This window comes from Collimonas sp. OK307 (assembly GCF_900113705.1).
Lineage (GTDB): Bacteria > Pseudomonadota > Gammaproteobacteria > Burkholderiales > Burkholderiaceae_D > Collimonas.
Genome location: NZ_FOQI01000015.1, coordinates 94,188 through 119,396 on the forward strand (window position 1 = coordinate 94,188; position 25,209 = coordinate 119,396).

Annotated in this window: 24 protein-coding genes; 20 read left to right on the forward strand and 4 right to left on the reverse strand. The window is 55.0% G+C overall.

Annotated features, from left to right (window positions below; genetic code table 11):
• Positions 1–5 precede the first annotated feature (5 nt).
• Together moaA and BM205_RS18450 are read right to left on the reverse strand one after the other, a co-directional pair.
• Positions 6–1,130, reverse strand: coding sequence for a GTP 3',8-cyclase MoaA (moaA, locus tag BM205_RS18445; RefSeq protein ID WP_092416314.1), 1,125 nt, complete (start codon positions 1,128–1,130; stop codon positions 6–8).
• Between the two features lie 206 nt (positions 1,131–1,336).
• Positions 1,337–4,477, reverse strand: a complete 3,141-nt coding sequence (locus BM205_RS18450) for an Rne/Rng family ribonuclease (protein WP_092416315.1) — start codon at positions 4,475–4,477, stop codon at positions 1,337–1,339.
• 639 nt (positions 4,478–5,116) lie between these two features.
• On the opposite strand from BM205_RS18450, the gene BM205_RS18455 reads away from it, so the two are divergent.
• The 4 genes from BM205_RS18455 (at position 5,117) to BM205_RS18470 (ending at position 8,446) form a co-directional block, all read left to right on the forward strand.
• Positions 5,117–6,223: an RluA family pseudouridine synthase gene (locus tag BM205_RS18455; protein WP_092416316.1), complete on the forward strand. Its 1,107-nt coding sequence runs from the start codon at positions 5,117–5,119 to the stop codon at positions 6,221–6,223.
• A 100-nt stretch (positions 6,224–6,323) separates the two neighbouring features.
• On the forward strand, positions 6,324–6,983 hold the full coding sequence (locus tag BM205_RS18460; RefSeq protein WP_092416317.1) for an HAD-IIIA family hydrolase: 660 nt from the start codon (positions 6,324–6,326) through the stop codon (positions 6,981–6,983).
• A 50-nt stretch (positions 6,984–7,033) separates the two neighbouring features.
• Complete coding sequence (locus tag BM205_RS18465; protein ID WP_092416318.1) at positions 7,034–7,405, forward strand: Rieske (2Fe-2S) protein; 372 nt, start codon at positions 7,034–7,036, stop codon at positions 7,403–7,405.
• Between the two features lie 57 nt (positions 7,406–7,462).
• Positions 7,463–8,446, forward strand: coding sequence for a S49 family peptidase (locus tag BM205_RS18470; protein ID WP_092416319.1), 984 nt, complete (start codon positions 7,463–7,465; stop codon positions 8,444–8,446).
• 449 nt (positions 8,447–8,895) lie between these two features.
• On the opposite strand, the gene BM205_RS18475 is transcribed toward BM205_RS18470, so the two are convergent.
• Together BM205_RS18475 and BM205_RS18480 are read right to left on the reverse strand one after the other, a co-directional pair.
• A complete protein-coding gene (locus BM205_RS18475) occupies positions 8,896–9,660 on the reverse strand; it encodes an SAM-dependent methyltransferase (RefSeq protein ID WP_092416320.1) in 765 nt (254 codons plus the stop codon).
• 6 nt (positions 9,661–9,666) lie between these two features.
• On the reverse strand, positions 9,667–10,314 hold the full coding sequence (locus tag BM205_RS18480; protein WP_092416321.1) for a Maf-like protein: 648 nt from the start codon (positions 10,312–10,314) through the stop codon (positions 9,667–9,669).
• 125 nt (positions 10,315–10,439) lie between these two features.
• Here BM205_RS18480 and BM205_RS18485 point away from each other — a divergent pair, with 125 nt between their 5' ends.
• The 16 genes from BM205_RS18485 (at position 10,440) to lepB (ending at position 25,194) form a co-directional block, all read left to right on the forward strand.
• Entirely contained in the window at positions 10,440–10,934 is a 495-nt protein-coding gene (locus tag BM205_RS18485) for a YceD family protein (RefSeq protein WP_175511316.1), read from the forward strand.
• A gap of 207 nt (positions 10,935–11,141) precedes the next feature.
• Positions 11,142–11,324, forward strand: a complete 183-nt coding sequence (gene rpmF, locus BM205_RS18490) for a 50S ribosomal protein L32 (RefSeq protein ID WP_014006864.1) — start codon at positions 11,142–11,144, stop codon at positions 11,322–11,324.
• Between the two features lie 161 nt (positions 11,325–11,485).
• Entirely contained in the window at positions 11,486–12,601 is a 1,116-nt protein-coding gene (gene plsX / locus BM205_RS18495) for a phosphate acyltransferase PlsX (protein WP_092416322.1), read from the forward strand.
• Positions 12,598–13,584, forward strand: a complete 987-nt coding sequence (locus BM205_RS18500) for a beta-ketoacyl-ACP synthase III (protein WP_092416323.1) — start codon at positions 12,598–12,600, stop codon at positions 13,582–13,584. Before plsX ends, BM205_RS18500 begins: the two co-directional genes overlap by 4 nt.
• Positions 13,585–13,717: 133 nt before the next feature.
• Positions 13,718–14,650 (forward strand): ACP S-malonyltransferase, encoded by a 933-nt coding sequence (fabD, locus tag BM205_RS18505; protein WP_092416324.1) that lies wholly within the window; start codon positions 13,718–13,720, stop codon positions 14,648–14,650.
• Positions 14,647–15,417, forward strand: a complete 771-nt coding sequence (gene fabG, locus BM205_RS18510) for a 3-oxoacyl-ACP reductase FabG (RefSeq protein ID WP_092416325.1) — start codon at positions 14,647–14,649, stop codon at positions 15,415–15,417. The genes fabD and fabG overlap by 4 nt, the downstream gene beginning before the upstream one ends.
• A gap of 189 nt (positions 15,418–15,606) precedes the next feature.
• Positions 15,607–15,849: an acyl carrier protein gene (acpP, locus tag BM205_RS18515; RefSeq protein ID WP_038487422.1), complete on the forward strand. Its 243-nt coding sequence runs from the start codon at positions 15,607–15,609 to the stop codon at positions 15,847–15,849.
• 30 nt (positions 15,850–15,879) lie between these two features.
• A complete protein-coding gene (fabF, locus tag BM205_RS18520; protein WP_092416326.1) occupies positions 15,880–17,121 on the forward strand; it encodes a beta-ketoacyl-ACP synthase II in 1,242 nt (413 codons plus the stop codon).
• Positions 17,122–17,185: 64 nt separating this feature from the next.
• Positions 17,186–17,689, forward strand: coding sequence for a protein YgfX (locus tag BM205_RS18525; protein ID WP_092416327.1), 504 nt, complete (start codon positions 17,186–17,188; stop codon positions 17,687–17,689).
• Between the two features lie 81 nt (positions 17,690–17,770).
• Positions 17,771–18,373, forward strand: a complete 603-nt coding sequence (rpoE, locus tag BM205_RS18530; RefSeq protein WP_014006857.1) for an RNA polymerase sigma factor RpoE — start codon at positions 17,771–17,773, stop codon at positions 18,371–18,373.
• Between the two features lie 62 nt (positions 18,374–18,435).
• Entirely contained in the window at positions 18,436–19,068 is a 633-nt protein-coding gene (locus BM205_RS18535) for a sigma-E factor negative regulatory protein (protein ID WP_092416328.1), read from the forward strand.
• A complete protein-coding gene (locus BM205_RS18540) occupies positions 19,055–20,098 on the forward strand; it encodes a MucB/RseB C-terminal domain-containing protein (RefSeq protein ID WP_371326509.1) in 1,044 nt (347 codons plus the stop codon). Before BM205_RS18535 ends, BM205_RS18540 begins: the two co-directional genes overlap by 14 nt.
• Positions 20,099–20,111: 13 nt before the next feature.
• Entirely contained in the window at positions 20,112–21,614 is a 1,503-nt protein-coding gene (locus BM205_RS18545) for a DegQ family serine endoprotease (RefSeq protein WP_092416370.1), read from the forward strand.
• A 106-nt stretch (positions 21,615–21,720) separates the two neighbouring features.
• On the forward strand, positions 21,721–21,999 hold the full coding sequence (locus BM205_RS18550; RefSeq protein WP_092416330.1) for a glutaredoxin family protein: 279 nt from the start codon (positions 21,721–21,723) through the stop codon (positions 21,997–21,999).
• 487 nt (positions 22,000–22,486) lie between these two features.
• Positions 22,487–24,280, forward strand: coding sequence for a translation elongation factor 4 (gene lepA / locus BM205_RS18555; RefSeq protein ID WP_092416331.1), 1,794 nt, complete (start codon positions 22,487–22,489; stop codon positions 24,278–24,280).
• On the forward strand, positions 24,277–25,194 hold the full coding sequence (gene lepB / locus BM205_RS18560) for a signal peptidase I (RefSeq protein ID WP_092416332.1): 918 nt from the start codon (positions 24,277–24,279) through the stop codon (positions 25,192–25,194). The genes lepA and lepB overlap by 4 nt, the downstream gene beginning before the upstream one ends.
• Positions 25,195–25,209 lie beyond the last annotated feature (15 nt).

Below are 25,209 nucleotides of genomic sequence, written 5' to 3' on the forward strand. Positions count from 1 at the left end.
CTTGGTCAACCGCCTATGTACGACATTTCCACTTTCTTGCGGGGGGATGCCAGCCCCTCGGTGTTTTGCGTCCGCAATTCAGAATAACGATCGTCACGTGCCCGCCACAACTGGCCGATTACGCTGGATATCTCCTGGTCGCTGCATTCGCTGCGCAACAGGGCGCGCAGATCGTGGCCGGCGCTGGCAAACAGGCAGGTGTACAGCTTGCCTTCGGTCGACAGGCGGGCGCGCGAACAATCGTGGCAAAACGCCTGGGTGACGCTGGAGATCAGGCCGATTTCGCCAATGCCGTCGGCGTAGCGCCAGCGCTGCGCGGTTTCGCCGAGGTAGTTGGCTGCCACCGGTTGCATCGGCAGTTCGGTCTGGATCAGTTGTGCTACTTCGGCAGAGGGCACTACTTCATCCATCTTCCAGCCGTTGGAGGCGCCCACATCCATATACTCGATGAATCGCAGGATATACGGCGTGTTCTTGAAGTAGCGCGCCATCGGCAGGATTTCCTGGTCGTTGACGCCACGCTTGACTACCATGTTGACCTTGATCGGCCCCAGCCCGACCTGATGTGCGACGTCTAGTCCGCGCAATACCTCGGAAACCGGGAAGTCGGCGTCGTTCATGCGTTGGAATATGTTTTCGTCGAGTGCATCCAGCGAGACGGTGACACGCTTGAGGCCGGCATCTTTCAACGCCTGCGCCTTTTTTGCCAGCAGCGAACCGTTGGTGGTCAGGGTCAGGTCGAGTTCCTTGCCATCGGGCGTTTTCAGGGCGCTCAGCATGGCGATCAGCGTCTCTATGTGCTTGCGCAACAAGGGCTCGCCGCCGGTCAGGCGGATTTTGTGGACGCCATGGGCGACGAACAAACTGGCCAGTCGTGTAATTTCTTCAAACGACAGTAATGCAGTATGCGGCAAGAATGCATAGTCCTTGTCGAACACTGCGCGTGGCATGCAGTAGACGCAGCGGAAGTTGCAGCGGTCGGTGACCGAGATGCGCAAGTCGTGTAGCGGCCGGCCCAGTTCATCGGCGATCAGGCCGGTCGGCGCTTCAAGGATAGAGGGCAAGGTCGGTGGCAGTGACGGCGGCAAAAAACTGCGGCTATCGATCAGCGGGATGACTTTTTTAGTCATGATGTGTGTCTGCAAAGGTGTGCAATGTCTTGGGGTGGTAACTTCTACAAGATACCATGAGCATCGTTTTTTGGCTGCAGCGGACCGAAGAACGCGGGCCGGTCCGGTTTTTCAAACAGGTGCAGACGTGACAAAGGGAGTCAGAGACTCCCTTTGTTTTATTGCCATCGCGTTACACCGCTAATAACTTGCGGTGAACCGTCAGCTTACGACTGTGAACGCTGGGTTTCGACTTGAACCAGCGGTTCGCTGGTTTGCGCCGGCAATGGCTTGCGTTCGCGTGGCACACGTGGTGCCGGAGCGATGCTTGCCGTTGCTTCCTGCGCCGCACGCAGTTTGCTTGGGTCGGTTGCCGCCAATGTCAGACCTGCTGCAGCCAGAACGCTTTGCAAATCTTCAACCTTAGGCGATGCCGATGTGCTCGGCACGGCTGTCTTGATGACGGCTGGCGCCTCAACTACAGGTGCCGGCGCAACAACTGGAGCAACTACCTGAGCCACCGGAGCCACCGTTTCAGTAACTACCGGAGCTGCGGTTTCGATTTGTGGCTCTGCTGCAGGTTGGCTGGCAGCGATAGCGGCTACTTCAGGCAGTACCAGTTGATCCGGTACGGCGACTGCTGCCGGGGCCGGAATAACGACTGGTTCAGGTTCGGCTGCAGGCGTTTCGACAACTGTTGCAACAACTGGTGCTGCAACCACTGGCTCATGGGCCGGAGCTGCTGCTACCGGCGTCACTTCGACTGCGACCGGAGCTGTTTCCTGTTGTGGTTCAACTTGCTGCGGGACCAGCGGTGCAGCGATTGCGTTCGACAACGCCGTCGGAGCAGGTGCTGCCTCAAATGCCGGAGCGCTCACTTCTTGCTGTGCAGGAACTGAGGAGGCCATCATCGGTACGCTGTGGCTGACCAGTGCGGCAGGCTCGGCATGAGCCGGAGCATTGTCCGCTGTTGTTGCAGATGCGGCAACAACAACGCTGGCTTCTGCCGTATCTGCTACTGCAGCGGCTTCGCCTGCTTCGACTTCATCGCTGCTACCTTCGGTCGTGCCTTCGGTGCTGTCACGATCGCGACGATTACGGTTACGGCCACCGCGACGACGACGACGACGTGGCTCTTCCTCTTGCTCGCCGGCTTTGACTTCGGTGCGTCCGCTATCGATTTCCGTTGTTTCAGCAGTATCGACAATCGCGGCTACAGCGACACCTGCAGTGGCGACTACACCACCCTTGAGCAAGGTGTCATCGACTTTTTCTTCGCTCAGGTTTTCCTTGCGATCTTCGCGTGGCGGACGCGGTGGGCGTTCGCTACGTTCGCGCCGGCCTTCATTGCGAGTTTCCGATTTGCTGTCGCCGGCGTCACGTTGCTCTCTCGGCTCTTTAGATTCGCGCGGAGGGCGTGGCAGACGTGCTTGCTGGTTTTTAGCTTCTTTGGCTTCTGCCGTCTCAACCACCGGTTTCCTGGCGGTATCGTCGCGTGCTTCCGATTTGCCTTCGCTGCCATCGCGATTGCGACCGCCACGATTACGGCCGCGCTGGCCACGATTGTTGCGATCGCCCCGGTCGCCGCGTTGTTGCGGGCCCTTGGCTTCGGCAGGTGCGGCAGGAGCTGCCACAGGCGCAGCTGGTTTGCTGAAGAAGAAGCCGAAGATCTTGCCGAGGAAGCCTGTTTCTGCAGGAGCGGCAGCCACGGCTGTCGGACGCGCTGCTGTTTCTGCTGGCTTGCGCTCGACGATAGGTGCCGGCTGGTCTGGCGTAATGCCCTTGACCACAGCTTCCTGACGCGGCTTGCCTTCTTCTTTTTGGGTTTTGTTGTAACCGATATCGGTATCGGCTTGCTCTGCCATGGCATAGCTTGCCTGGGTTTCTTCCAGGCGCGGATCGTCGTGCTTCAGGCGTTCCAGCTTGTAATGCGGGGTTTCCAGATGCTTGTTCGGGATCAGGATGATGCCGACCCGGTGACGGGTTTCGATCTTCAGGATCTCGCCGCGTTTTTCGTTGAGCAGGAAAGCAGCAACGTCGACTGGCGCCTGGACGTGGATCGCTGCCGAGTTTTCTTTCATCGCCTCTTCCTGGATGATGCGCAGGACTTGCAGGGCGGACGATTCTGTATCGCGGATGTGACCGGTGCCGTTGCAACGCGGGCAAGTCACATGGCTGCCTTCCGACAGCGACGGACGCAGGCGCTGGCGCGACAATTCCATCAGGCCGAAACGTGAAATCTTACCCATCTGGACGCGGGCGCGGTCATAGCGCAGTGCATCTTTCAGGCGGGTTTCGACTTCGCGCTGGTTCTTGGAGTTCTCCATGTCGATGAAGTCGATCACGATCAAGCCGCCGAGGTCGCGCAAACGTAATTGACGGGCAACTTCTTCCGCGGCCTCGCAATTGGTGTTGAATGCGGTGGTTTCGATGTCGCCGCCGCGAGTAGCACGCGCCGAGTTGACGTCCACCGAAACCAGGGCTTCGGTATGGTCGATCACGATCGCGCCGCCTGATGGCAGGGGCACGGTGCGCGAGTACGCGGTTTCGATCTGGTGTTCGATCTGGAAACGGGAGAACAGCGGCACATCGTCGCGGTAACGTTTTACGCGGTGTACCATGTCGGGCATGACGTGGGCCATGAACTGCTGGGCCTGGTCGTGGATTTCATCCGTATCGATCAGGATTTCGCCGATATCCGGTTGGAAGTAATCGCGGATCGCGCGGATCACCAGCGACGATTCCTGGTAAATCAGGAACGCGCCATTACCTTGCGTGCCGGCACCTTCAATAGCGCGCCAGAGTTGCATCAGGTAATTCAAATCCCATTGCAATTCATCAACGTTGCGGCCGATACCTGCAGTACGTGCAATCACCGACATGCCGTTTGGCAGGTCCAGCTTGTCCATTGTCTCGCGCAGTTCCTGGCGGTCTTCACCTTCGACGCGACGGGAAACACCACCACCGCGCGGGTTGTTAGGCATCAGGACCAGATAGCGGCCAGCCAGCGAAACGAAGGAGGTCAGGGCCGCGCCTTTGTTGCCGCGCTCTTCCTTTTCGACCTGCACCATGATTTCCTGGCCTTCGCGCAATGCATCTTTGATCGATGCGCTGCGAACGTCTACACCTTCTTTAAAGTAAGTGCGGGCAACTTCCTTGAACGGCAAAAAGCCATGACGCTCTTCACCGTAGTTGACGAAGCAGGCTTCCAGCGACGGCTCGATACGGGTAATCACACCTTTGTAGATATTGGACTTGCGTTGTTCGCGTCCGGTGGTTTCGATATCGATGTCGATGAGCTTTTGCCCGTCAACAATCGCCACGCGCAGTTCTTCTTGCTGCGTGGCATTAAACAACATGCGTTTCATTTTTCGCTCCGTGACCCTCGGGTCAATGCAATGGCGCTTAAGGATTGCTGTTCTTCAGCATTTCTGTCAGCGACAAAAAGTACAAGGATGTACGCGAGAACGGAGTGTCAGGGGGGAGAGAATTGCCTTGGTGTGTTTGCGCCAATCTACAAAGTAGGGCGCAGTGCACAGGCGCGGATGTAGTGCTGTCGCGGTACTGAAAAACTTTACTGAACGCTTTATTGAAAACCACCAGCGTGCACCGGTACAGCGTCTTGCGATTCGCGGAACGCGAGCACGACGCCTGGCGGTGAGCAGCTTGATAGAGCCAGATAAAGCATTGGTTTCAGTAAAAAATATACGACAAATTTATAAGCACTACATCAACCGGCGAGCTCGTCGCAATCGTAACGTCGTTACAATCGCATCGAGCTCGCCGGACTTTATCCTAATCATCCAGACATTCTTGTTCAGCATCCGTGCGCGTTATCCGATGACAACAACGGTGCGACCTTGACTCGCGCAGGGGTGATGCGTACACATTTCCCATCAAATTTGCAAATTGGCGAGGCTGATGGGCGCGCCCCTGTGTAGAATGGTCTTTTTATTCTTACACCAGCAACTGTTTTCTAACAATTGCAGAACAATTATATATTCAAAATGAAGGACTTAGCGAGATTTTCTGGAGGACGGGTTGAGACTCGTCCCAAGGCGCGGACACAGGCCGCGCCCAAGCATAAGGCCGAGCGTAATGTAGCCGTAAAGCAAGAGGCGTCGGCGCCGCCGCCACCGCCGCCACAAGCACTTGCCGTGCAGTTGTTGACTATCGGGGAAGAAGACGCCGGTCAACGCATCGACAATTTTTTGTTGCGTATTTGCAAAGGAGTACCGAAGAGCCACATTTATCGTGTGCTGCGCTCCGGTGAGGTCAGGGTTAACAAAGGCCGCATCGACCAGACTTACCGTTTGGTGGAAGGTGACGTGATCCGGGTGCCGCCGATCCGCATTGCTGAAAAGCAAGAAAAAGTGGTGCCGGGTGCGGAATTCAAGATATTGTTGGAAGACAATCATTTGCTGGTGATCGACAAGCCGGCTGGCGTTGCCGTGCATGGCGGTTCCGGCGTCAGTTATGGTGTCATTGAGCAACTTCGTGCGGCCCGTCCGCAAGCCAAGTTCCTGGAACTGGTGCATCGGCTGGATCGCGATACCTCCGGCATCTTGTTGTTGGCGAAGAAACGTTCTGCGCTAACCAATCTGCACGAACAGATGCGCGATGGAGATACGGACAAGCGCTACCTGGTGCTGGTGCACGGCGACTGGCAAAACGAACGCCAGCACGTCAAACTGGCCTTACATAAGTATACGGCGGGCGATGGCGAGCGCCGCGTGCGGGTGCAAGCCGACGGCCAGGCATCGCACACGATTTTCAACCTGATCCGTCGTTACGGTGATTACGCATTGCTTGAGGCCGAGCTGAAGACGGGGCGCACGCATCAGATCCGTGTCCATCTGTCGGCCAGCGGTTTTGCGATTGCGGGTGACGACAAGTATGGCGACTTTGCCTTGAACCGGGCTTTGCAGAAGGCAGACGGCCAGCGTATCGCCCTGAAAAGAATGTTTTTACATGCTTATCAGATTACTTTCGCCCATCCCGAAACGGGTAAGCCGGTAACCCTCAAGGCGCCGTTGCCGCCGGAATGCGAGAAATTCCTGAAGAGCCTCCCGAAAAATGTCCCTGAGGCAACATCGGAAGCCAAGGGCGATTAGAATATATCAGTTAGTATTTGTTTATCGGCTTGTCGATTTTGCTATCGGCGAGCGGCAACAGACAACAGCAACAGGAATTGGCAAAGGATTGTCAGGCAATATGGCACGAAAAAAATTTGACTTGATCGTATTTGATTGGGATGGCACCTTGATGGACAGTACGGCCATCATCGTGAAGTGTATTCAGGCGGCGGCCAGGGATCTGGGGCTGGCAATTCCGGATAACAAGGCAGCTTCGCATGTGATCGGGCTTGGTTTGGCGGAAGCGATGCAGGTGGCGATGCCGGGCCTGGAGCCTGGCCAGTATCCGCGAGTGGTAGAGCGTTATCGCTATCACTACCTGGCGCAAGACCAGGACCTCACCTTGTTTGACGGCGTACGTGAAATGCTGGCGGATCTGTCGCAGCAGGGTTATTTCCTGGCTATCGCCACCGGCAAGAGCCGGGTCGGGCTGAATCGCGCCCTGCACGAGACTAAATTGCTGTCGGTATTCGACGCTACCCGCTGTGCCGACGAAACTTTCTCGAAGCCGCATCCGGCCATGCTGCAGGAGTTGACCCGCGAGTTGGGGCAAGACCTGAAACGCACCGTGATGATCGGCGATACCACGCATGATCTGCAAATGGCTATCAATGCCGGCGCGGCGGGTATTGCGGTTGAATATGGCGCGCATCCTGCCAACGAACTGGATGTGCTGAAACCGTTGTTCAATGCAAGGTCGACGGTGGAACTGCATGCGTGGCTTAATGAGAACGCCTGAATCTATGCCATTGAATCCGGGCCGGCGAGTGGGCAACTGAGCGACGCACCGTGAATGATATCCGAATCCCCATCTGTGCTTCTTCTGCGCTGGCAGAGCGCGGCAAAGGCGTGCGCTTTGCAGTTACCGCCTGGGGGGAGGATGCGGTGGCGTTTGTCGTGCGCCACCACAATATCGTCCATGCTTACCTGAATCGTTGCGCGCATATTTCGCTGGAGCTGGACTGGAATGAAGGCGAGTTTTTCGAGTCCAGCGGTTTGTATCTGATGTGCGCAACGCATGGCGCGGTGTATGAGCCGGAAACCGGGTACTGTGCCGGCGGCCCATGCCGCGGTGGCCGCTTGCACAAGATTATGGTTGAAGAAAGCAATGATCAGGTGTTCTGGATCCCTGATGAATACATACGGCCGGCAGTCGCCTGAGATTGCATGGCTGCCGTATTCAATAACGATTTCAGATAAACGAAGTGAGTGAACGCCATGAGCAATAACGAATTTGATAATGTGGGAGCTGCGGTGCCTGCTAAAAAAGAGGGTTGGGAGCGCGAAGTGCTGGAGAAGCTGGCGTTCGCTTCGTTGCGCGAGCAGCGCGCGCGGCGCCGCTGGGGTATTTTCTTCAAGCTGGCTTTTCTTGGCGTGATCGGTTTCGCGTTTTGGCTCGGCATGAACTATGAAGGTTCGGATACGCAAACCGTCGGTGCGCATACTGCGTTGGTGAAGATCAACGGTGCGATCGAATCGGAAGGTAACGGTTCAGCCAGCGTGGTGGTGCCGGCGCTTGATAATGCTTTTGCCGCAGACGATTCGGTCGGCGTGATATTGCGCATCAACAGTCCTGGAGGCAGCCCGGTGCAGGCCGGCATCATCAATGATGAAATCGCTCGCTTGCGCAAAGAGTATCCGAACAAGCCGCTGTACGTAGTGGTCGATGAGATGTGCGCGTCCGGCGGTTATTACATCGCTGCTGCGGCCGATAAGATCTACGTCAATAAAGCCAGTATCGTCGGCTCGATCGGCGTGCTCATGGATGGCTTCGGCTTCACCGGATTGATGGATAAGGTAGGTGTCGAGCGGCGCTTGCTGACTGCTGGCGAGAACAAGGGTTTCCTCGATCCGTTTAGTCCGATGAGCGCTACCCAGAAGGGGTATGCGCAAACCATGCTGGCGGAAATCCATCAGCAGTTTATCGATGTCGTGCGCAAGGGCCGTGGCGCGCGCCTGAAAGAAACGCCGGAAATTTTTTCCGGCCTGTTCTGGAGCGGCTCCAAGGCGATCGAGATGGGTCTCGCGGATGGTTATGGAACAGTGGACAGTGTTGCGCGCGATGTCTTGAAGCAGGAAGATATTGTCGATTACACCAAGAGCGAAGGTTTGCCTGACCGTTTGCTGAAAAAATTCGGCGTGGCGATGGGCGGCGGTGTGGTGCAGTCTCTGGTTGGCAGCGTCAAGCCAAGTTTGCGTTGAGTTTAAGTCAAGAGCCTGCTCGTGCAACATTGCGAGCGCGCTTTGAAGGCGATATCAAAGTGGAAACCGATTCAATATCGATTCGAAATCGACATATCGTAATACCTTAATTCGCCTTGTATCTTCGCGATCCTGTTGTATATTGAAGTGACTCGAGGAATAGCGAACGGAGGAGGCGATTATAGATATAGTTAAATCGTTGGCCACTCAGTTGCAATTGTTTCGGTAGCAAAAAGTCGCGCCATTGCAATACAACCCCTTGCATTGACGTAGTACATTTGCTGCTGGACAAACCACCGCATCACGGATGCGGCACCGAGAAGTTTTCGACTTCTCAACATAATGTCTTTCGAGACAGGCAAGTACGACGACGGCGCAACACCGTCGTCGTTTTGCATTTTGCGCGCGGAAATCATTGTGCGTGAAACTACAGAACGTCTATCTGGCAACTATTGAGCAAGGAACAGGAACACAGTTGGCTTCTTGTGAAAGTCCGGATGTTTGCCGGCCGCCAGGGCCGCCTTCCATTTGGCCGCGGTCTGGGTCCTGATGGTTTCGGAGGACAAGGTCAGATCGGTGGCCACGCAAATCAGCGTGCTGGCTTGACAGGCGTTAGCCAGTGCTTCCAGAAATGCGCTATTGCGATATGGCGTTTCAATGAACAATTGCGTCTGCTGTTCCTGGCGCGAGCGTAACTCCAATGCCTTGATGCGTTTGTTGCGCTGTTCGGCGTCGGTGGGCAGGTAACCATTGAAGGCAAAACTCTGGCCGTTAAGGCCGCTACTCATGACTGCTAGCAACAGCGATGACGGGCCAACCAATGGCCGCACCTGAATCCCGTGTGCATGGGCCAGCCGTACCAGATTGGCGCCGGGGTCGGCGACTGCAGGCACTCCCGCTTCTGAGATCAGGCCAGCGTCCTGGCCGGCCAGGATCGGCGCCAGCAACGCCGGTAATGCGGTGCTGGCAGTGTTGACGTTGAGCTCGGCGATTTGAATTTCTTGCAATGGCTTGGCCAGCGACCGGGCGGCATCGATCAATTTCAAGAAGGCGCGTGTCGTCTTTGCATTTTCTGCGATGAAGTAATCCAGCCGGGCGGTGAGTGCCTGTACTTCAAGCGGAATAACGGCTGACAGCCCGGTAGCCGGAGGCTGCGCCGACGTGGCTTCGCTCTGGCCTAGTGTGTTGGGGATTAAATACAGAATACCTGGCATGTCGGTCTATCTTATGAAAAATGGGAAGGCGGCGCGGCGCAGCATACCGGTCAGTGCGATTAATGGCAAACCGGTCAGGGCAGTCGGATCGGTGCTTTCGATTTTTTCCAGGATGGCGATGCCCAGTCCTTCATTTTTTGCGCTGCCGGCGCAATCGTAAGGTTGTTCGATGCGCAAGTAGGCATCCAGTTCGGCATCGGGCAGGTCGCGGAAAGTGACGAAGGTCTGGATATTTTCTATCTGCGCTGCTTGTCCGGCCTGGCTCTGCCGGCTATCCCACAAGCACAGGGCGGTATGGAATATGACGCGGCGGCCGCGCATCTTCCGCAGTTGCGCCAAGGCATTTTCGTGGTTGCCGGGTTTGCCGATCTGCTCGCCATCCAGCGTGGCAACCTGATCCGAGCCGATCACCAGCGCATTTGGCGCTGCCAGCGCCACTGTGCGGGCCTTTTCCAGCGCCAGGCGCAAGGCGGTGGCTTCCGGATTTTCGCCGGGGCGTGGCGTTTCGTCGATATCCGGCACCACCACCTCAAATGGCATCTGTAGCCGGGAAAGCAATTCTTTGCGATATTTTGAGCTGGAGCCGAGGATCAGGCGCGGCAGGGATGGGGTTGCGGGTGCTGCGGAGGAAGTCGTTTGTTGTAAAGAAGCCATGGTTTTCGTTAATTGAACGATTGCCCAACAATAAAATGCCGAGAAAGTGCGGAAATCACGCTAACACTTTGACGAATAAGGGAAAAGGCTGTTATTATCGCAGGTTTTCCGGGTCCGGCTAGACTATGAGTGCTTTTGTAATCGACGCGTTTGAGTATTCGCGCCATAAAGAGCGCCGTGAAGGCGAAATCGCCGTGGCTGACTTGAGTCGCCTGGCTGATGAATCGGCAGACCGCTCCGGCACTCTGCATTGGGTTCTGGTTGGCGGTGTCGATAACTTGGGGCATCCCCAGTTGACGATGTCGGTAACAGGCTCGATCAAGATCATGTGCCAGCGCTGCTTGACGCCGTTTGCCTTCGATATCGATGCGGAATCCGTGTTGGTGTTGGCAAAAGATGAAGAAAGTGCAGATGCAATCGATGCGCTTCTTGATAATGACGAAATCGATGTCATCGTCGGCACTAAATCACTGAATATCGTTGAATTGATTGAGGATGAGGCTTTACTGGCCTTGCCGCTGTCGCCCAAGCATCCGGTTTGCCCGGACCAGTCTGCACTGGATGGGCTGAAAAGCAGCAAAAAAGAATCGCCGTTCGCGATGCTAAAGAATTTGAAGTAGCAGTAATTGCAATAGATGTAAATTGCGGTAATAAGGAATTGCGGTAAATTTGTTGCGCTGATTTTCACATGAATGTGATTCCGTGTGACTAAGGTGTGGCAATAGGTAGTAAAATCCGCGCACAAACGCGGCAGGAATATCCAGCCTTTCCCTGTTCTGAGGGTTGGATATGTTAAACTTTAAGATCTTAAGAAAGCAGGAGTTATCATGGCAGTTCAACAAAATAAGAAGACCCCATCGAAGCGCGGCATGCACCGTGCCCACGATTTTCTGGTTGCACCTCCGCTGGCTATCGAGCCAACGACCGGTGAAACACATCTGCGTCACCATATCAGCCCGAACGGCTTTTACCGTGGCCGTAAAGTGTTGAAGACCAAGAACGACGAGTAATTAATACTTGTTCTTGCGATGCAGGGTGAAGGCGGCGCGATGAGTTTTACTCAGCAGCGCCGTTTTTGTATGCAGAATAGACTGAATATATCCTTGCGTCATTTTGAATCGCGCCCAATCTGCCTCATAATACGGCTTAGAGTAGGCACTGAATCAAAACAATGACAATCAAAATTTCTATCGACTGTATGGGTGGTGATCACGGCCCATCGGTTACCGTTCCTGCTGCTATTTCATTTGCCAATCGCGAGCCTGAGGCTGAGTTGGTATTGGTTGGTCTCGAAGACGAAATTCGGGCGCAACTGAAAAAGCACAGGGCGAGTTCCCATCCGCGTTTATCGGTGCAGCATGCATCCGAAGTGGTGACGATGGATGACTCCATCGAAACTGCATTACGCCGTAAAAAAGATTCCTCAATGCGTGTCGCCCTGCGTCTGATTAAAGACCAGCAGGTGCAGGCTTGCGTCTCGGCGGGTAATACCGGCGCCTTGATGGCGGTTTCCCGTTATTTGCTCAAGACTTTGCACGGCGTCGACCGCCCTGCCATTTGCACCCTTCTTCCCAATCAAAAAGACCGTCCGACGTACATGCTCGACCTGGGCGCGAACGTTGACTGCGAAGCCCTGCATCTGCATCAGTTTGCGTTGATGGGATCGGCCCTGGTATCGGCCATGGAAGGCAAGCCGATGCCGACAATCGGTTTGCTCAATGTCGGCGAAGAAGATATCAAGGGCAATGAAGTGGTCAAGCAGACCGCGGCATTACTGCGCGCGGATCACGAAAAAGGTATCCTGAATTTCTACGGCAATGTCGAAGGCAATGACATTTTCGAAGGTACTACCGACATCGTCGTCTGCGATGGTTTTGTCGGCAATGTCACGCTCAAGGCTTCCGAAGGCCTGGGGCGTTTCGTCAAGACGGTATTGACGACCGAATTCAAGAGCGGCATTTTGAACATGTTGGGCGCAGTCATCGCTCGCGGCGCAATCAAAGCGATCTCGCGCCGCCTGAATCCGTCGCGTTATAACGGCGCCAGCCTGCTTGGCTTGCGCGGGCTGGTTTTCAAGAGCCACGGCAGTGCCGATGCATATGGTTACGAATGGGCCATACAGCGCGCATTCGATGCAGCCAAATATGATGTATTGTCTCGTATTGCGACCACGATTGCGGAGCTGATGCCGCAAGCCGATATCGCCTCCAGGCCGGCGGATGCCGGTGCGGGTGGCGCGTCCGGTGAAATCGTTAATACTGAATTAACCCAACAAAAGACAGCATGACTACATTTAGCAAAATTGTCGGCACCGGCAGCTATTTGCCACCGAAGCGGGTAACCAACCAGGAGCTCACCGAGCAGCTCGCCGCGAAGGGGATCGAGACATCCCATGAATGGATTTTTTCCCGTAGCGGCATCGCAGCGCGCCACTATGCTGAAGCGGATGTGCAATCCAGCGATCTCGCCGTGGCCGCCGCCAAACAGGCGCTGGACATGGCTCGCATGCAGCCCGAAGATATCGACCTGATCATCGTCGCCACTTCAACCCCGGACCATTTCGGCGGTTTCCCGAGTACTGCCTGCGTAGTGCAGCAAAAGCTCGGCATCACCAATGGCGGCGCAGCCTTTGATGTACAGGCGGTGTGCAGCGGGTTTGTGTACGCGGTATCGATCGCGGACAGCTTTATCAAGACCGGCACCCACAAGAACGTATTGGTGATCGGCACCGAGGTTTTTTCGAAGATCCTGAATTTTGAAGATCGCACCACCTGTGTCTTGTTTGGCGATGGCGCCGGCGCGGTGGTCATGACCGCTTCCTCCGAACCTGGCATCCTTGCCACCAAGCTGCATGCCGATGGCCGTCATAAAGACATACTGTGCGTGCCCGGCAAGGTGAGTGCTGGTGCGGTTGAGGGCAGTGCCTTCTTGTATATGGATGGCCAGGCAGTCTTCAAGCTGGCAGTGTCGGTATTGGAAAAAGTCGCCAATGAGACTTTGCGGATTGCCGGCATGTCGGCTTCCGAGATCGACTGGCTGATTCCGCATCAAGCCAACATCCGCATCATGCAAAGCACCGCGCGCAAGCTGGGCCTGGATCCCGAGCGCATGGTGGTGACGGTCGACCAGCATGGCAATACCTCGGCGGCGTCGATTCCGCTGGCGCTGGACCAGGCGGTACGCGATGGCCGCGTCAAGCCTGGCCAGAATGTCATGATGGAAGGTGTGGGCGGCGGCTTTACCTGGGGCGCTATCTTGGCGCGCATGTAAAACAATAGGCCAGACATAAGCAGCGACATAAGTCACGCATAGGCGCTTTAACGTCTATCCGGCAGGTTGCTGCCAGACCGCGGCTATATATCCAGCGTGTGTTTAACAAATTTGATACCCAATTAGGTAAGGCATGAATAAATTCGCATTTGTTTTCCCGGGCCAGGGTTCGCAGGCCATTGGCATGTTGAACGGTTTTGCCGATAACCCGGTGGTAAAAGACACGGTTGCAGAAGCTTCGGAAGCGCTGCAGTTCGATCTCGGCAAACTGATTGCCGAGGGGCCGAAAGAAGAACTGGATCTGACCACCAATACCCAGCCGGTCATGTTGACCGCGGCAGTTGCCTGTTACCGCGCGTGGCTGGCGGCTGGTGGTAAAGCGCCATCGCTGGTGGCTGGTCACAGCCTGGGTGAGTATTCGGCGCTGGTAGCCGCCGGCGTGATTGCGTTCAGGGATGCCGTGCCGCTGGTACGTTTCCGTGCGCAAGCCATGCAGCAAGCGGTGCCGGTCGGGCAGGGCGGCATGGCCGTCATCCTCGGTTTGTCGGATGAAGATGTGCGTGCAGTCTGCCTGGCAGCTGCGCAGGGTGAAGTCGTCGAGGCGGTGAATTTCAATGCGCCGGCACAAGTGGTGATCGCCGGTCATAAAGCGGCGATTGAGCGCGCTTGTGTGGTCGCGAAAGAAAAAGGCGCAAAACGTGCCTTGCCATTGCCGGTATCGGCCCCATTTCATTCCTCGTTGTTAAAGCCTGCATCCGATCGTTTGCGTGAATACATGCAAGACCTGAGTTTCGCAGCGCCGCAGATCGCGTTGATCAATAACGTCGATGTGGCCATCGTGAGCGACCCTGAAGCCATCAAGAATGCGCTGGTGCGGCAAGCGGCCAGCCCGGTGCGTTGGGTGGAAACGGTGCAAAAAATTGCAGCCGAAGGTATCGCGCATGTGGTTGAATGCGGTCCGGGCAAGGTTCTTGCTGGTTTGACCAAACGTATTAACGATACCTTGATCAGCGATATGATTGTCGATCAGGCATCGCTGGATAAAATGTTGGAGACTTTGAAGTGACTATACAAAATACAGACTCACAGAATTTGGTCGGGCAGGTGGCTTTGGTCACCGGCGCCTCGCGCGGAATCGGCCGGGCTATCGCATTGCAATTGCTCCAGCGCGGCGCCAAGGTGATTGGCACCGCAACCTCCGAAGCGGGTGCAGCGGCGATCACAGAGTATATGGAAGCCAGCCAGCCGGGCCAGGGGCGCGGTATTGTGTTGAATGTGAATGACGCTGCCGGTTGTGCGGCGGCAGTCGAGTTGACGCAGAAGGAATTCGGCGGCCTGTCGATCCTTGTCAATAATGCCGGCATTACCCAGGATCAACTGGCAATGCGCATGAAGGACGAGGAATGGGATGCTGTCATCGCCACCAACCTGACCGCTGTAGCGCGTTTGTCGCGCGCGGTCCTGCGTGGCATGATGAAAGCCAAGCACGGCCGTATCATCAATATCACCTCGGTAGTCGGTTCGGCTGGCAATCCGGGGCAAATGAACTATGCTGCGGCCAAGGCCGGCGTATCCGGCATGAGCAGGGCGCTGGCGCGCGAGATCGGCAGCCGCAACATTACGGTCAATTGCGTAGCGCCCGGTTTTATCGATACCGATATGACCAAGGACCTGGGCGAGCAGCAGCACGCTGCATTGCTGCAACAGATTCCGCTGGGACGGCTGGGTGCTGCAGATGATGTGGCAGCGGCTGTGGTTTTCCTGGCATCGCCACAAGCCAGCTATATCACGGGCACTACTTTGCACGTGAATGGCGGCATGTACATGAGCTAAAACGGACGTGCAGTTCCGGGCTTATATCAGAGTTAAATCAGACTTAAATGTAAGTAGTACCATTTAGTACCAATTTAGAAGCTTTTGACATAGTTTTGTTAAATCTTAAAGACTAATGTCGAAAGTAAATTTTCAATGCGCAAACCTGCTAAAATGCGCGCACTTTCTGTAACCTAATGGAGGCATCACATGTCCGATATCGAACAACGCGTTAAAAAAATCGTCGCTGAGCAACTGGGCGTCGCAGAAGCTGACATCAAGATCGAATCGTCGTTTGTTAACGATCTGGGTGCTGACTCACTCGACACAGTTGAACTGGTGATGGCACTGGAAGATGAGTTCGAAATGGAAATTCCTGACGAACAAGCTGAAAAAATTACTACAGTGCAACAAGCTATTGATTACGCTAAGGCCCACGTTAAGGCTGCCTAAGCAAGCTTTGAATGTATCCAGGAGAACCGCTTGAGCCGCACACGTGAACGCCGCGTTGTGATAACTGGCCTGGGTTGCATTTCACCGGTCGGCAATACGATTGCCGATGCGTGGAATGCGATTATCTCAGGCAAATCAGGGATCGCAGCCATCACCAAGTTTGACGCCACCGCTTTTTCCACGCGTTTTGCGGGAGAAGTGAAGGGCTTCAATATCGAAGATTACATTCCTGCCAAAGAAGCACGGCATATGGATACTTTTATCCACTATGGCATGGCGGCAGGGATGCAGGCGATGCAAGACAGTGGCCTGGAAGTAACTGAAACTAATGCTGAGCGGATAGGCGTCATCATCGGCTCCGGCATTGGTGGTTTGCCTTTGATCGAAGAAACGCATGCCGAACTGACCGCTCGCGGTCCGCGCCGGATTAGCCCTTTCTTCATCCCGGCATCGATCATCAACATGATTTCAGGCAATCTGTCGATCAAATACGGTCTTAAAGGACCGAATCTGGCGATCGTGACTGCTTGTACTACAGGTTTGCATTGTATCGGTGCTGCCGGCCGCATGATTCAGTACGGCGACGCCGATGTGATGATTGCCGGCGGTGCGGAGTCCAGCGTGTCGCCGTTGGGCGTTGGCGGTTTTGCGTCAGCGCGCGCATTGTCGTCGCGTAATGACGATCCCGCCACGGCTTCGCGTCCGTGGGACAAGGATCGGGACGGTTTCGTATTAGGTGAGGGCGCCGGTGTGCTGGTGCTCGAAGAATACGAACATGCCAAGGCGCGCGGCGCCAAGATTTATGCGGAACTGCTTGGCTTCGGCATGAGCGGCGATGCTTATCACATGACTGCTCCTAGCCTGGATGGCCCGCGTCGTTGCGTCGGCAATGCCTTGCGCGATGCCGGCGTCAACGCCGACCAGGTGCAATATCTGAATGCGCATGGTACTTCGACACCATTGGGCGACAAGAATGAAACGGAAGCGATCAAGGCCGCTTTCGGTGATCATGCTTATAAGCTGGTGGTGAATTCGACCAAGTCGATGACCGGACATCTGTTGGGTGGCGCCGGTGGACTGGAGTCGGTATTTACAGTGTTGGCTCTGCATAATCAAATCTCGCCGCCGACGACCAATATTTTCAATCAAGATCCTGAATGTGATCTTGATTACTGCGCCAACACGGCACGGGACATGAAAATAGACATCGCAGTCAAAAATTCATTCGGCTTTGGCGGCACGAATGGCACCCTGGTTTTTGGCAAAATTTAAAATTTTGCAACAGGCTTCGAACCGGTCTCTGTCGAGACCGGTTCGAATTTCGCTTTAACTTCTCATGATGTCGATCGCCCTGTCTGCCGTTATCCGGCCATCCAAGGTGATGTCTGCGCTGGTGAGTTTGCAGTGTCTGCTGGCCGGCTCGGTTGGCATCCTGATTGCCGTTGGTGCTGTAGGCGATTTACCGTTATCCGAGCGCCTTGCTCTGGCCGCGCTGTGTTTGTCGGCGGCTATTTACGGCATAACGCGCTACACTCGTAGCAGGCAAGCAGTTCAAATCAATATTTCCGGAAACGGCCATATCAGACTTGTCGATGTGGCAACGGTCAAGGCCGTACCTGCCGCGAAACAGACACCATTACGAGTGAAGTTGCTTGAAGGCACCACTCTCTGGTCACATTTACTGCTGCTGCGCCTTCGATTGGATAGCGGCTCGGTCCGAACAATCGCTATACTGCCTGATAGCGTTTCTAATGATGCTTTCAGAAGATTATCCGTGGCATGCCGCTGGATTGCGTCGCGCACGGATAAAACAGGGCTCGTTGGGTTAGATAATGAATAAGCATTTTCTTGAACTTTTGTCATTGCTTACTATCTATTCCGGCACCCTAATGCAGGTCGCAACAAAACAAGGGAATGGGGATTGACGACAGAACGCGAAATTGATCAACTGCTTGTCGAGCGCGTACAGCGTGGCGATAAGAAGGCGTTCGAGCTCTTGGTTATTAAATACCAACGCAAGCTGATGCGTCTTGTGTCGCGGCTGGTACGCGATCAGGCAGAAGCTGAGGATGTTGTGCAGGAAGCCTTTATCAAGGCGTACCGGGCACTGCCTCAGTTTAGGGGCGACTCGGCCTTTTATACCTGGCTGTATCGGATTGGCATAAATACTGCTAAGAATTATTTGGTGACCCAGGGACGCAGGGCGCCCACCTCAACTGAAGCAAATTCTGAAGAAGCAGAAACTTTTGACGATGGCGAGCAACTAAGGGATATAAACACCCCGGAATCTTTGCTGGCCACCAAGCAGATAGCGCAAACCGTGAACACTGCAATGGAGGCTTTGCCGGCGGAGTTGCGTACGGCGATTACCTTACGTGAGATAGAGGGTTTGAGTTATGACGAGATTGCTGAGGCAATGGGATGTCCGATAGGAACGGTGCGCAGTCGGATATTTAGGGCACGGGAAGCTATCGCAGATAAGTTGAGGCCATTGCTGGATACGGCCATCGACAAACGTTGGTAAAACGTAAAAAAAGATAGTGGTTTTTCGGGAACGAAGGGGTTGGCCTGGTTTTAAGGTGACATATGAATACCAAAGATATAACCCAAGAGCAGATTTCTGCCTTGGCTGACGGTGAGTTGTCCAATGCCTATGTGGATATGGCAATGGCTGCTTTGCGTCAGACTGAAGGTCGCGACACATGGGACGTCTATCACCAGATAGGCGACATCATGCGTTCGGATGATATGGCGTTGACCATGAGTCCGGATTTTTTCAGCCGCATGTCGGCGCGCTTAGACGCTGAGCCTGCAATTATTGCTGCGCCCCTGGCCGCCACTTTGCAGCCTGCCGAGCGTCATGCTGTCGGTGGCGGCCAGTCTATGCGCTTTGGCATCACGGGCGGCGTCGGGCGTTCCATCAAACGCTTTGCCTTGCCTGGCATGGCTGCTGCGGCCGTAGCGGCAGCGGCTTTCATCATCACGCCGCAAACGGCGGTGGTCGGCGGCCCGGCGTCCAATGGGGCGGCAACGTCGCAACTGGCCCTGGCTTCGGCATCTGCAGTCGGCGACGATCACGCCGTCACACGTAACGGAGAAGTGTTACGGGACCCACGGATGGATGAATATCTGGTGGCGCATCAACGTTTCTCTCCTTCCCTTTATAGCGCTGCGCAATACGCACGGCCGGCCACATACGCACCTGATGCTAATAACTAACATGCGGCAGACGCGGGTCTTGCTAGGAGTTGTTCTGTCGCTGGTCATGGTGCTTTCCGCGCAAGCGGAAAGCACCGATGGCGCAAATGCGGCTGCAAATGCAGCCGACAAGCAGGAGGCGCAGACGCTGCTGAAAAAAATCCAGTCGGCGGCGCAAAGACTGAGTTATTCCGGTACTTTCATCTATCAGCAGGCAAACCAGATACGCACGTCGCGTATTACGCATATGCTGGATGGCCGGAATGAAATAGAAAAATTGGAAATCCTCGATGGCCAGCCGCGCGAATATATCCGGCGTAACGAGGATGTCACCTGCTATATGCCGGAGGTTAAAACCAAGATAGTCGAGAGGCGCGTCACACAAGACGGTTTTCCTGCCATTTTGGCGGCGCTGCCGGCCGACCTGACCGATTATTACAATGTAAAAATGGGCGAGACCGGGCGGGTCGCCGGTTTTGATTGCCAGGCCGTGCTGCTGGAACCCAGGGACAATATGCGTTATGGTTACAAGCTATGGGCAGAGAAAAAATCCGGCTTGTTGTTGCGGGCGCAAACGCTGAACGGCAAGAATGAAATCATCGAGCAGATTTCGTTTACCCAAGTCGCCATCGGCAATATCGACCACAATCTATTGAAGCCGAGCTTTGGCAACACCAATGCGTGGCATACCGAAAGCAGCGTAATCAATCCCTCCAATCTGAACGAGTGGACAGTTACCGGCATGCCTCCGGGTTTCAAGAAAGTACGCGAACTCAAGCGTATGGTGGCGGATGCGCCGGCCGCGAAGAGCGCTCCCGGTACGCCGGTAACGCGGCGCGAAGTTTCGCAGCTGATTTTTTCAGACGGGCTGGTGGCGATTTCCATATTTATCGAACCAGGCAGTCAAAGCCGTACCGAAGGATCCTTGCAGCAGGGAGCATTGAATATCGTGGGTAAGCGCCAGGGGGAATACTGGTTGACGATTGTTGGCGATGTGCCGCCGGCGGCAATGCGGCAGGTGGCGAATTCGATTGAACTCAAAAACAAATAAAACTTATATGACTATGAAAACGGCAAATCCGGTTCGTTACGTTTTGTCTGCAATGGTTGTTGGTGTCGTTGGCGTCACATCAGCTCTTTTTGTTCCTGTCGTGATTGGCATCGGCCCCCAGGCGATCGCTGCACCGGTATCCGGATTGCCGGACTTTACCGATATCGTCGAAAAAACCGGCCCTGCAGTGGTCAATATCCGCACCACGGAAAAAGTCAAAACCGGTTCCGGCCAGGGGGATTCAGACGATCCTAGCGACGCCGAAATGCAAGATTTCTTCCGTCGTTTTTTTGGTGTTCCGGTTCCCAACACGCCGCGCCCGCAGGCCCCGGCCCCGCGCGGCCGCAAGGCTGAGCCCAAGCCGCAGGAAGAAGTGCCGCGCGGCGTAGGTTCCGGTTTCGTGATTTCGGCCGACGGCTATGTCATGACCAATGCGCACGTAATCGACGGCGCCAGCGAAGTGTATGTAACGCTGACCGACAAGCGCGAATTCAAAGCCAAGGTGATCGGCGCGGATACGCGCAGCGACGTCGCCTTGTTGAAAATCGACGGCGCCAACTTGCCACGCTTGACGATCGGCGATTCCGACAAGATCAAGGCCGGCGAATGGGTGTTGGCGATCGGTTCGCCGTTCGGCCTGGAAAATACTGTGACTGCCGGCATCATTTCGGCGAAAGCGCGCGATACCGGCGACTACCTGCCCTTGATCCAGACCGACGTCGCCGTCAATCCCGGTAATTCCGGCGGCCCGTTGATCAATATGCGTGGCGAAGTGGTTGGCATCAACTCGCAAATCTACAGCCGCTCCGGCGGCTTCATGGGAATTTCGTTTGCGGTGCCGATTGATGAAGCCATGCGCGTGTCGGACCAGTTGAAAACAACCGGCAAGGTGACGCGCGGCCGAATTGGCGTGCAGATCGGCGAAGTGACCAAAGATGTGGCCGAGTCGCTGGGCTTGCCTAAAGCTGAAGGCGCCCTGGTCGCCAGGGTCGAGGCTGATGGCCCGGCCGCCAAGGCTGGCTTGCAGGCTGGCGACATCATCTTGAAATTCAACGGTGTGGCAATTGAGAAGGCTAACGACTTGCCGCGCCTGGTTGGCAATACCAAGCCAGGAGCGCGCGGTACGATCAGCGTCTGGCGCAAGGGTAGCAGCCGCGACTTCCCGATCGTGATCACGGAACTGGCGGCCGATAAAATCGCCCCGGATGACGCTCCGAAGCCGAAGAAGGAGCCGCAGGTTGCCAATGCGCTTGGCCTGATCGTCAGTGATTTGACCGACGCCAAAAAGAAAGAGTTGGGCATCGATGCTGGCGTGTTGGTCGAGTCGGCCGAAGGTAGCGCGGGCCGGGTCGGTTTGCGTGCCGGCGACGTGGTGCAACGCTTGAACAATACCGATATCAAGGACGCCAAGCAGTTCAACGCACTGGTCGCCAAGCTGGAGCCGAAGAAAATGGCTGTGCTGCTGGTACGTCGCGGCGAGTCGTCGCAATTCGTACCGCTGCGCCCAGGCAACTGATCGCGCTATTCGTTGTTGTCCGGAGCTGCAGGCCCTGGGCCTGCAGCTTTTTGTTTTTGCCGGTCTTGGCTTGCCAGGCTATGTCTTCAGAGGTTGCGGAGCATTCATGTCAAAAATTTACTTCACGCTGTATAGCCGATCCTACTGTCATCTTTGCGAAGACATGTTGCAGGCGCTATTGGCTTTGCGAGCACCTGGTGAAAGTGATGCGGGCTGGTTTGACGTAGAAGTGATTGATGTCGACGATCATCCCGATCTGGTGGCTAAGTACGATGAGCTGGTGCCGGTACTTTCAGGAAGCAAAGATGGCGGCGTATCGATGCAACTTTGTCATTATTTTCTTGATGTTGAATCGGTAAAGAAATTTTTAAGCGAAGACGACTGAGTTGCTCTAGTCCAGGCATCGGCATATAAATGCAAATATGGCATTTATATTTTCCAAATTGCAATAAAAACTCATATACTCCCGCCAGGAAAGATAAAAAGAGACTCTTATGGCCCATGCTTTAAGGTGCTTTTAAGATACTTATAGGAGTATGTAGATGAACCGCTTTCCCAGTTATACTGGAAGGCAATATCTTCAGCCCTTTGATTTGTCGGTTTTCCCCTCTGAAATCCGGTAAAATGGCGGCACTGAATAACCTGTCATAAAAGGCGCTTGCCTGGGACACTAGTGCAGTGTTTCGCACCTGTCGGCACATAAAAGTTCGTCTTTTTGCCCCATACGTCGTTGCGCATCCTCGCGATAGTTCACTATCGCTCCGGCGCGCGTCTAGTCTGGAACAAAAATCCTTTACTTTTATTCGTGCCGCCAAATACGAACACTACACTGCGCCCGGCTCAGAGCGCCTTTTTTGTAATCGCGTCTGTCAATGAACAACATCCGTAATTTCTCCATCATCGCCCACATCGACCACGGTAAATCTACCCTGGCGGACCGTATCATCCAATCTTGCGGCGGCTTGTCCGATCGTGAGATGGGGGCGCAGGTACTCGACTCAATGGATATTGAGCGCGAGCGCGGCATTACGATCAAGGCTCAGACCGCGGCGCTGTCCTACAAAGCGCTGGATGGCCAGATTTACAATCTGAACCTGATCGATACGCCTGGTCACGTCGACTTCAGCTACGAAGTCAGCCGCTCGCTGTCCGCCTGCGAAGGCGCGCTGCTGGTGGTCGATGCTTCGCAAGGCGTGGAAGCCCAGACCGTGGCCAACTGCTATACCGCGCTGGATCTCGGCGTGGAAGTGGTGCCGGTACTGAACAAGATCGACTTGCCTTCTGCCGATCCGGATAACGCGATTGCTGAAATCGAAGACGTGATCGGGATCGATGCCCACGACGCGGTGCATTGTTCGGCCAAGACCGGGCTGGGCGTGCGCGAAGTGCTGGAGTCGCTGATTGTCAAAGTGCCGCCGCCGAAGGGCGATCCGGACGCTCCTTTGCAGGCGCTGATTGTCGATTCCTGGTTCGATAACTACGTCGGCGTCGTGATGCTGGTGCGTATCAAGAACGGTACTTTGCGTCCTAAGGACAAGATCCTGCTGATGGCCACCGGTTCCCAGCATCTGACCGAAAGCGTCGGCGTGTTCACGCCTAAATCGCAGTCGCGCGAATCGCTGTCCGCCGGCCAGGTGGGCTTCATCATCGCGGGCATCAAAGAATTGAAGGCAGCCAAGGTTGGCGATACGGTAACGCTGGCGTCGAAGCCTGCCGCCGAAGCGTTGCCTGGTTTTAAAGAAGTGCAGCCGCAGGTGTTTGCCGGCTTGTTCCCGGTCGAAGCGAACCAGTACGATGCGCTGCGCGACTCGCTGGAAAAACTCAAGCTGAACGACGCTGCCCTGCAATACGAACCTGAAGTGTCGCAAGCGCTGGGCTTCGGCTTCCGCTGCGGCTTCCTCGGCTTGCTGCACATGGAAATCGTCCAGGAACGGCTCGAGCGCGAGTTCGACATGGACCTGATCACCACCGCACCTACGGTGATTTACGAAGTGGTAAAGCGCGATGGCACCATCATGCTGGTGGACAATCCATCGAAGATGCCCGATCCGTCCAATATCGAAGAAGTGCGCGAGCCGATCGTCACGGTCAATTTGTACATGCCGCAAGAGTATGTGGGCTCGGTGATCACACTGTGCACCCAGAAGCGCGGCATGCAGATCGACATGAGTTATCACGGCAAGCAAGTCAAGCTGACCTATGAAATCCCGATGGCCGAGGTGGTGCTCGATTTCTTCGATCGCCTGAAATCGACATCGCGCGGTTATGCCTCGATGGACTACGAGTTCAAGGAGTACCGCTCGGCCGACGTGGTCAAGGTCGACATGCTGATCAACAGCGAAAAAGTCGATGCGCTGGCGATCATCGTGCATCGCGCCAACAGTCAGTACCGCGGCCGCGCAGTCGCTGCCAAGATGCGCGAGCTGATCCCGCGCCAGATGTTCGACGTCGCGATTCAGGCGGCGATCGGCGCCAATATCATTTCGCGTGAAAACGTCAAGGCGTTGCGCAAGAACGTGCTGGCAAAGTGCTACGGCGGCGATATCAGCCGTAAGCGCAAATTGCTGGAAAAGCAGAAGGCCGGTAAAAAACGGATGAAACAGGTGGGTTCAGTCGAGATCCCGCAAGAAGCATTCCTGGCAATCTTACAAGTGGATGAAAAATGACATTGCAATCAATCTTAGGAAATTTCGCATTAATTCTGTTTGTCTTGACCATTGTCACCGGCATCATCTGGTTTTTTGATCGTTTCTACCTGGGCAAACAACGGCGCGCCAGGGCCGATGCCGCCCTGGCCGAGTTCGATGCCCGCAATGCCAAGCTGAATGCCGACGGCATCAAGCTCGAGGCCAGCGGCCGCGCGGCGCTGGAAGCAGGTCTGTTGCGCCAGCCGACCTGGGTTGAGTATTCCGGCAGCTTTTTCCCAGTCATTGCAATGGTGTTCTTCTTGCGTTCGTTCTTGTACGAGCCGTTCAAGATTCCATCCAGCTCGATGGTGCCGACGCTGCTGGTGGGCGACCTGATCCTGGTTAACAAATTTACATACGGTATTCGTCTGCCGATCCTGAATAAAAAAGTGATCGAGATGAATCAACCGCAGCGCGGCGACGTGATGGTGTTCAAATACCCCAAGGATATGTCGCTGGATTACATCAAGCGCGTGGTTGGGGTGCCGGGTGATAAAATAACATACCAAAACAAACGTTTAACAATTAACGGTAAAGCTCTTACTTATACGCCGTTGCCGGATTACCTGAATGAAGACAGCCTGGATTACTCCCAGCAATTCACGGAAAACCTGTCAAACGTGCAACATACGATCGCAGTGCGTAATGGCCGGCCGCCGATTTCGCTGGAAGGTGTGATGGATTTTCCTGACAAAGACGCCTGTTCCTATAATCCGGAAGGATTTACCTGTACCGTTCCTGCTGGCAATTATTTCATGATGGGGGATAATCGGGATAACAGCGAAGACAGTCGCTATTGGGGATTTGTACCAGATCAGAATATTGTCGGAAAAGCATTTTTAGTTTGGATGAATTTGGGTAATTTCAAGCGTATCGGCACTTTTTTTAAATAAACCATTGCGGAGTCA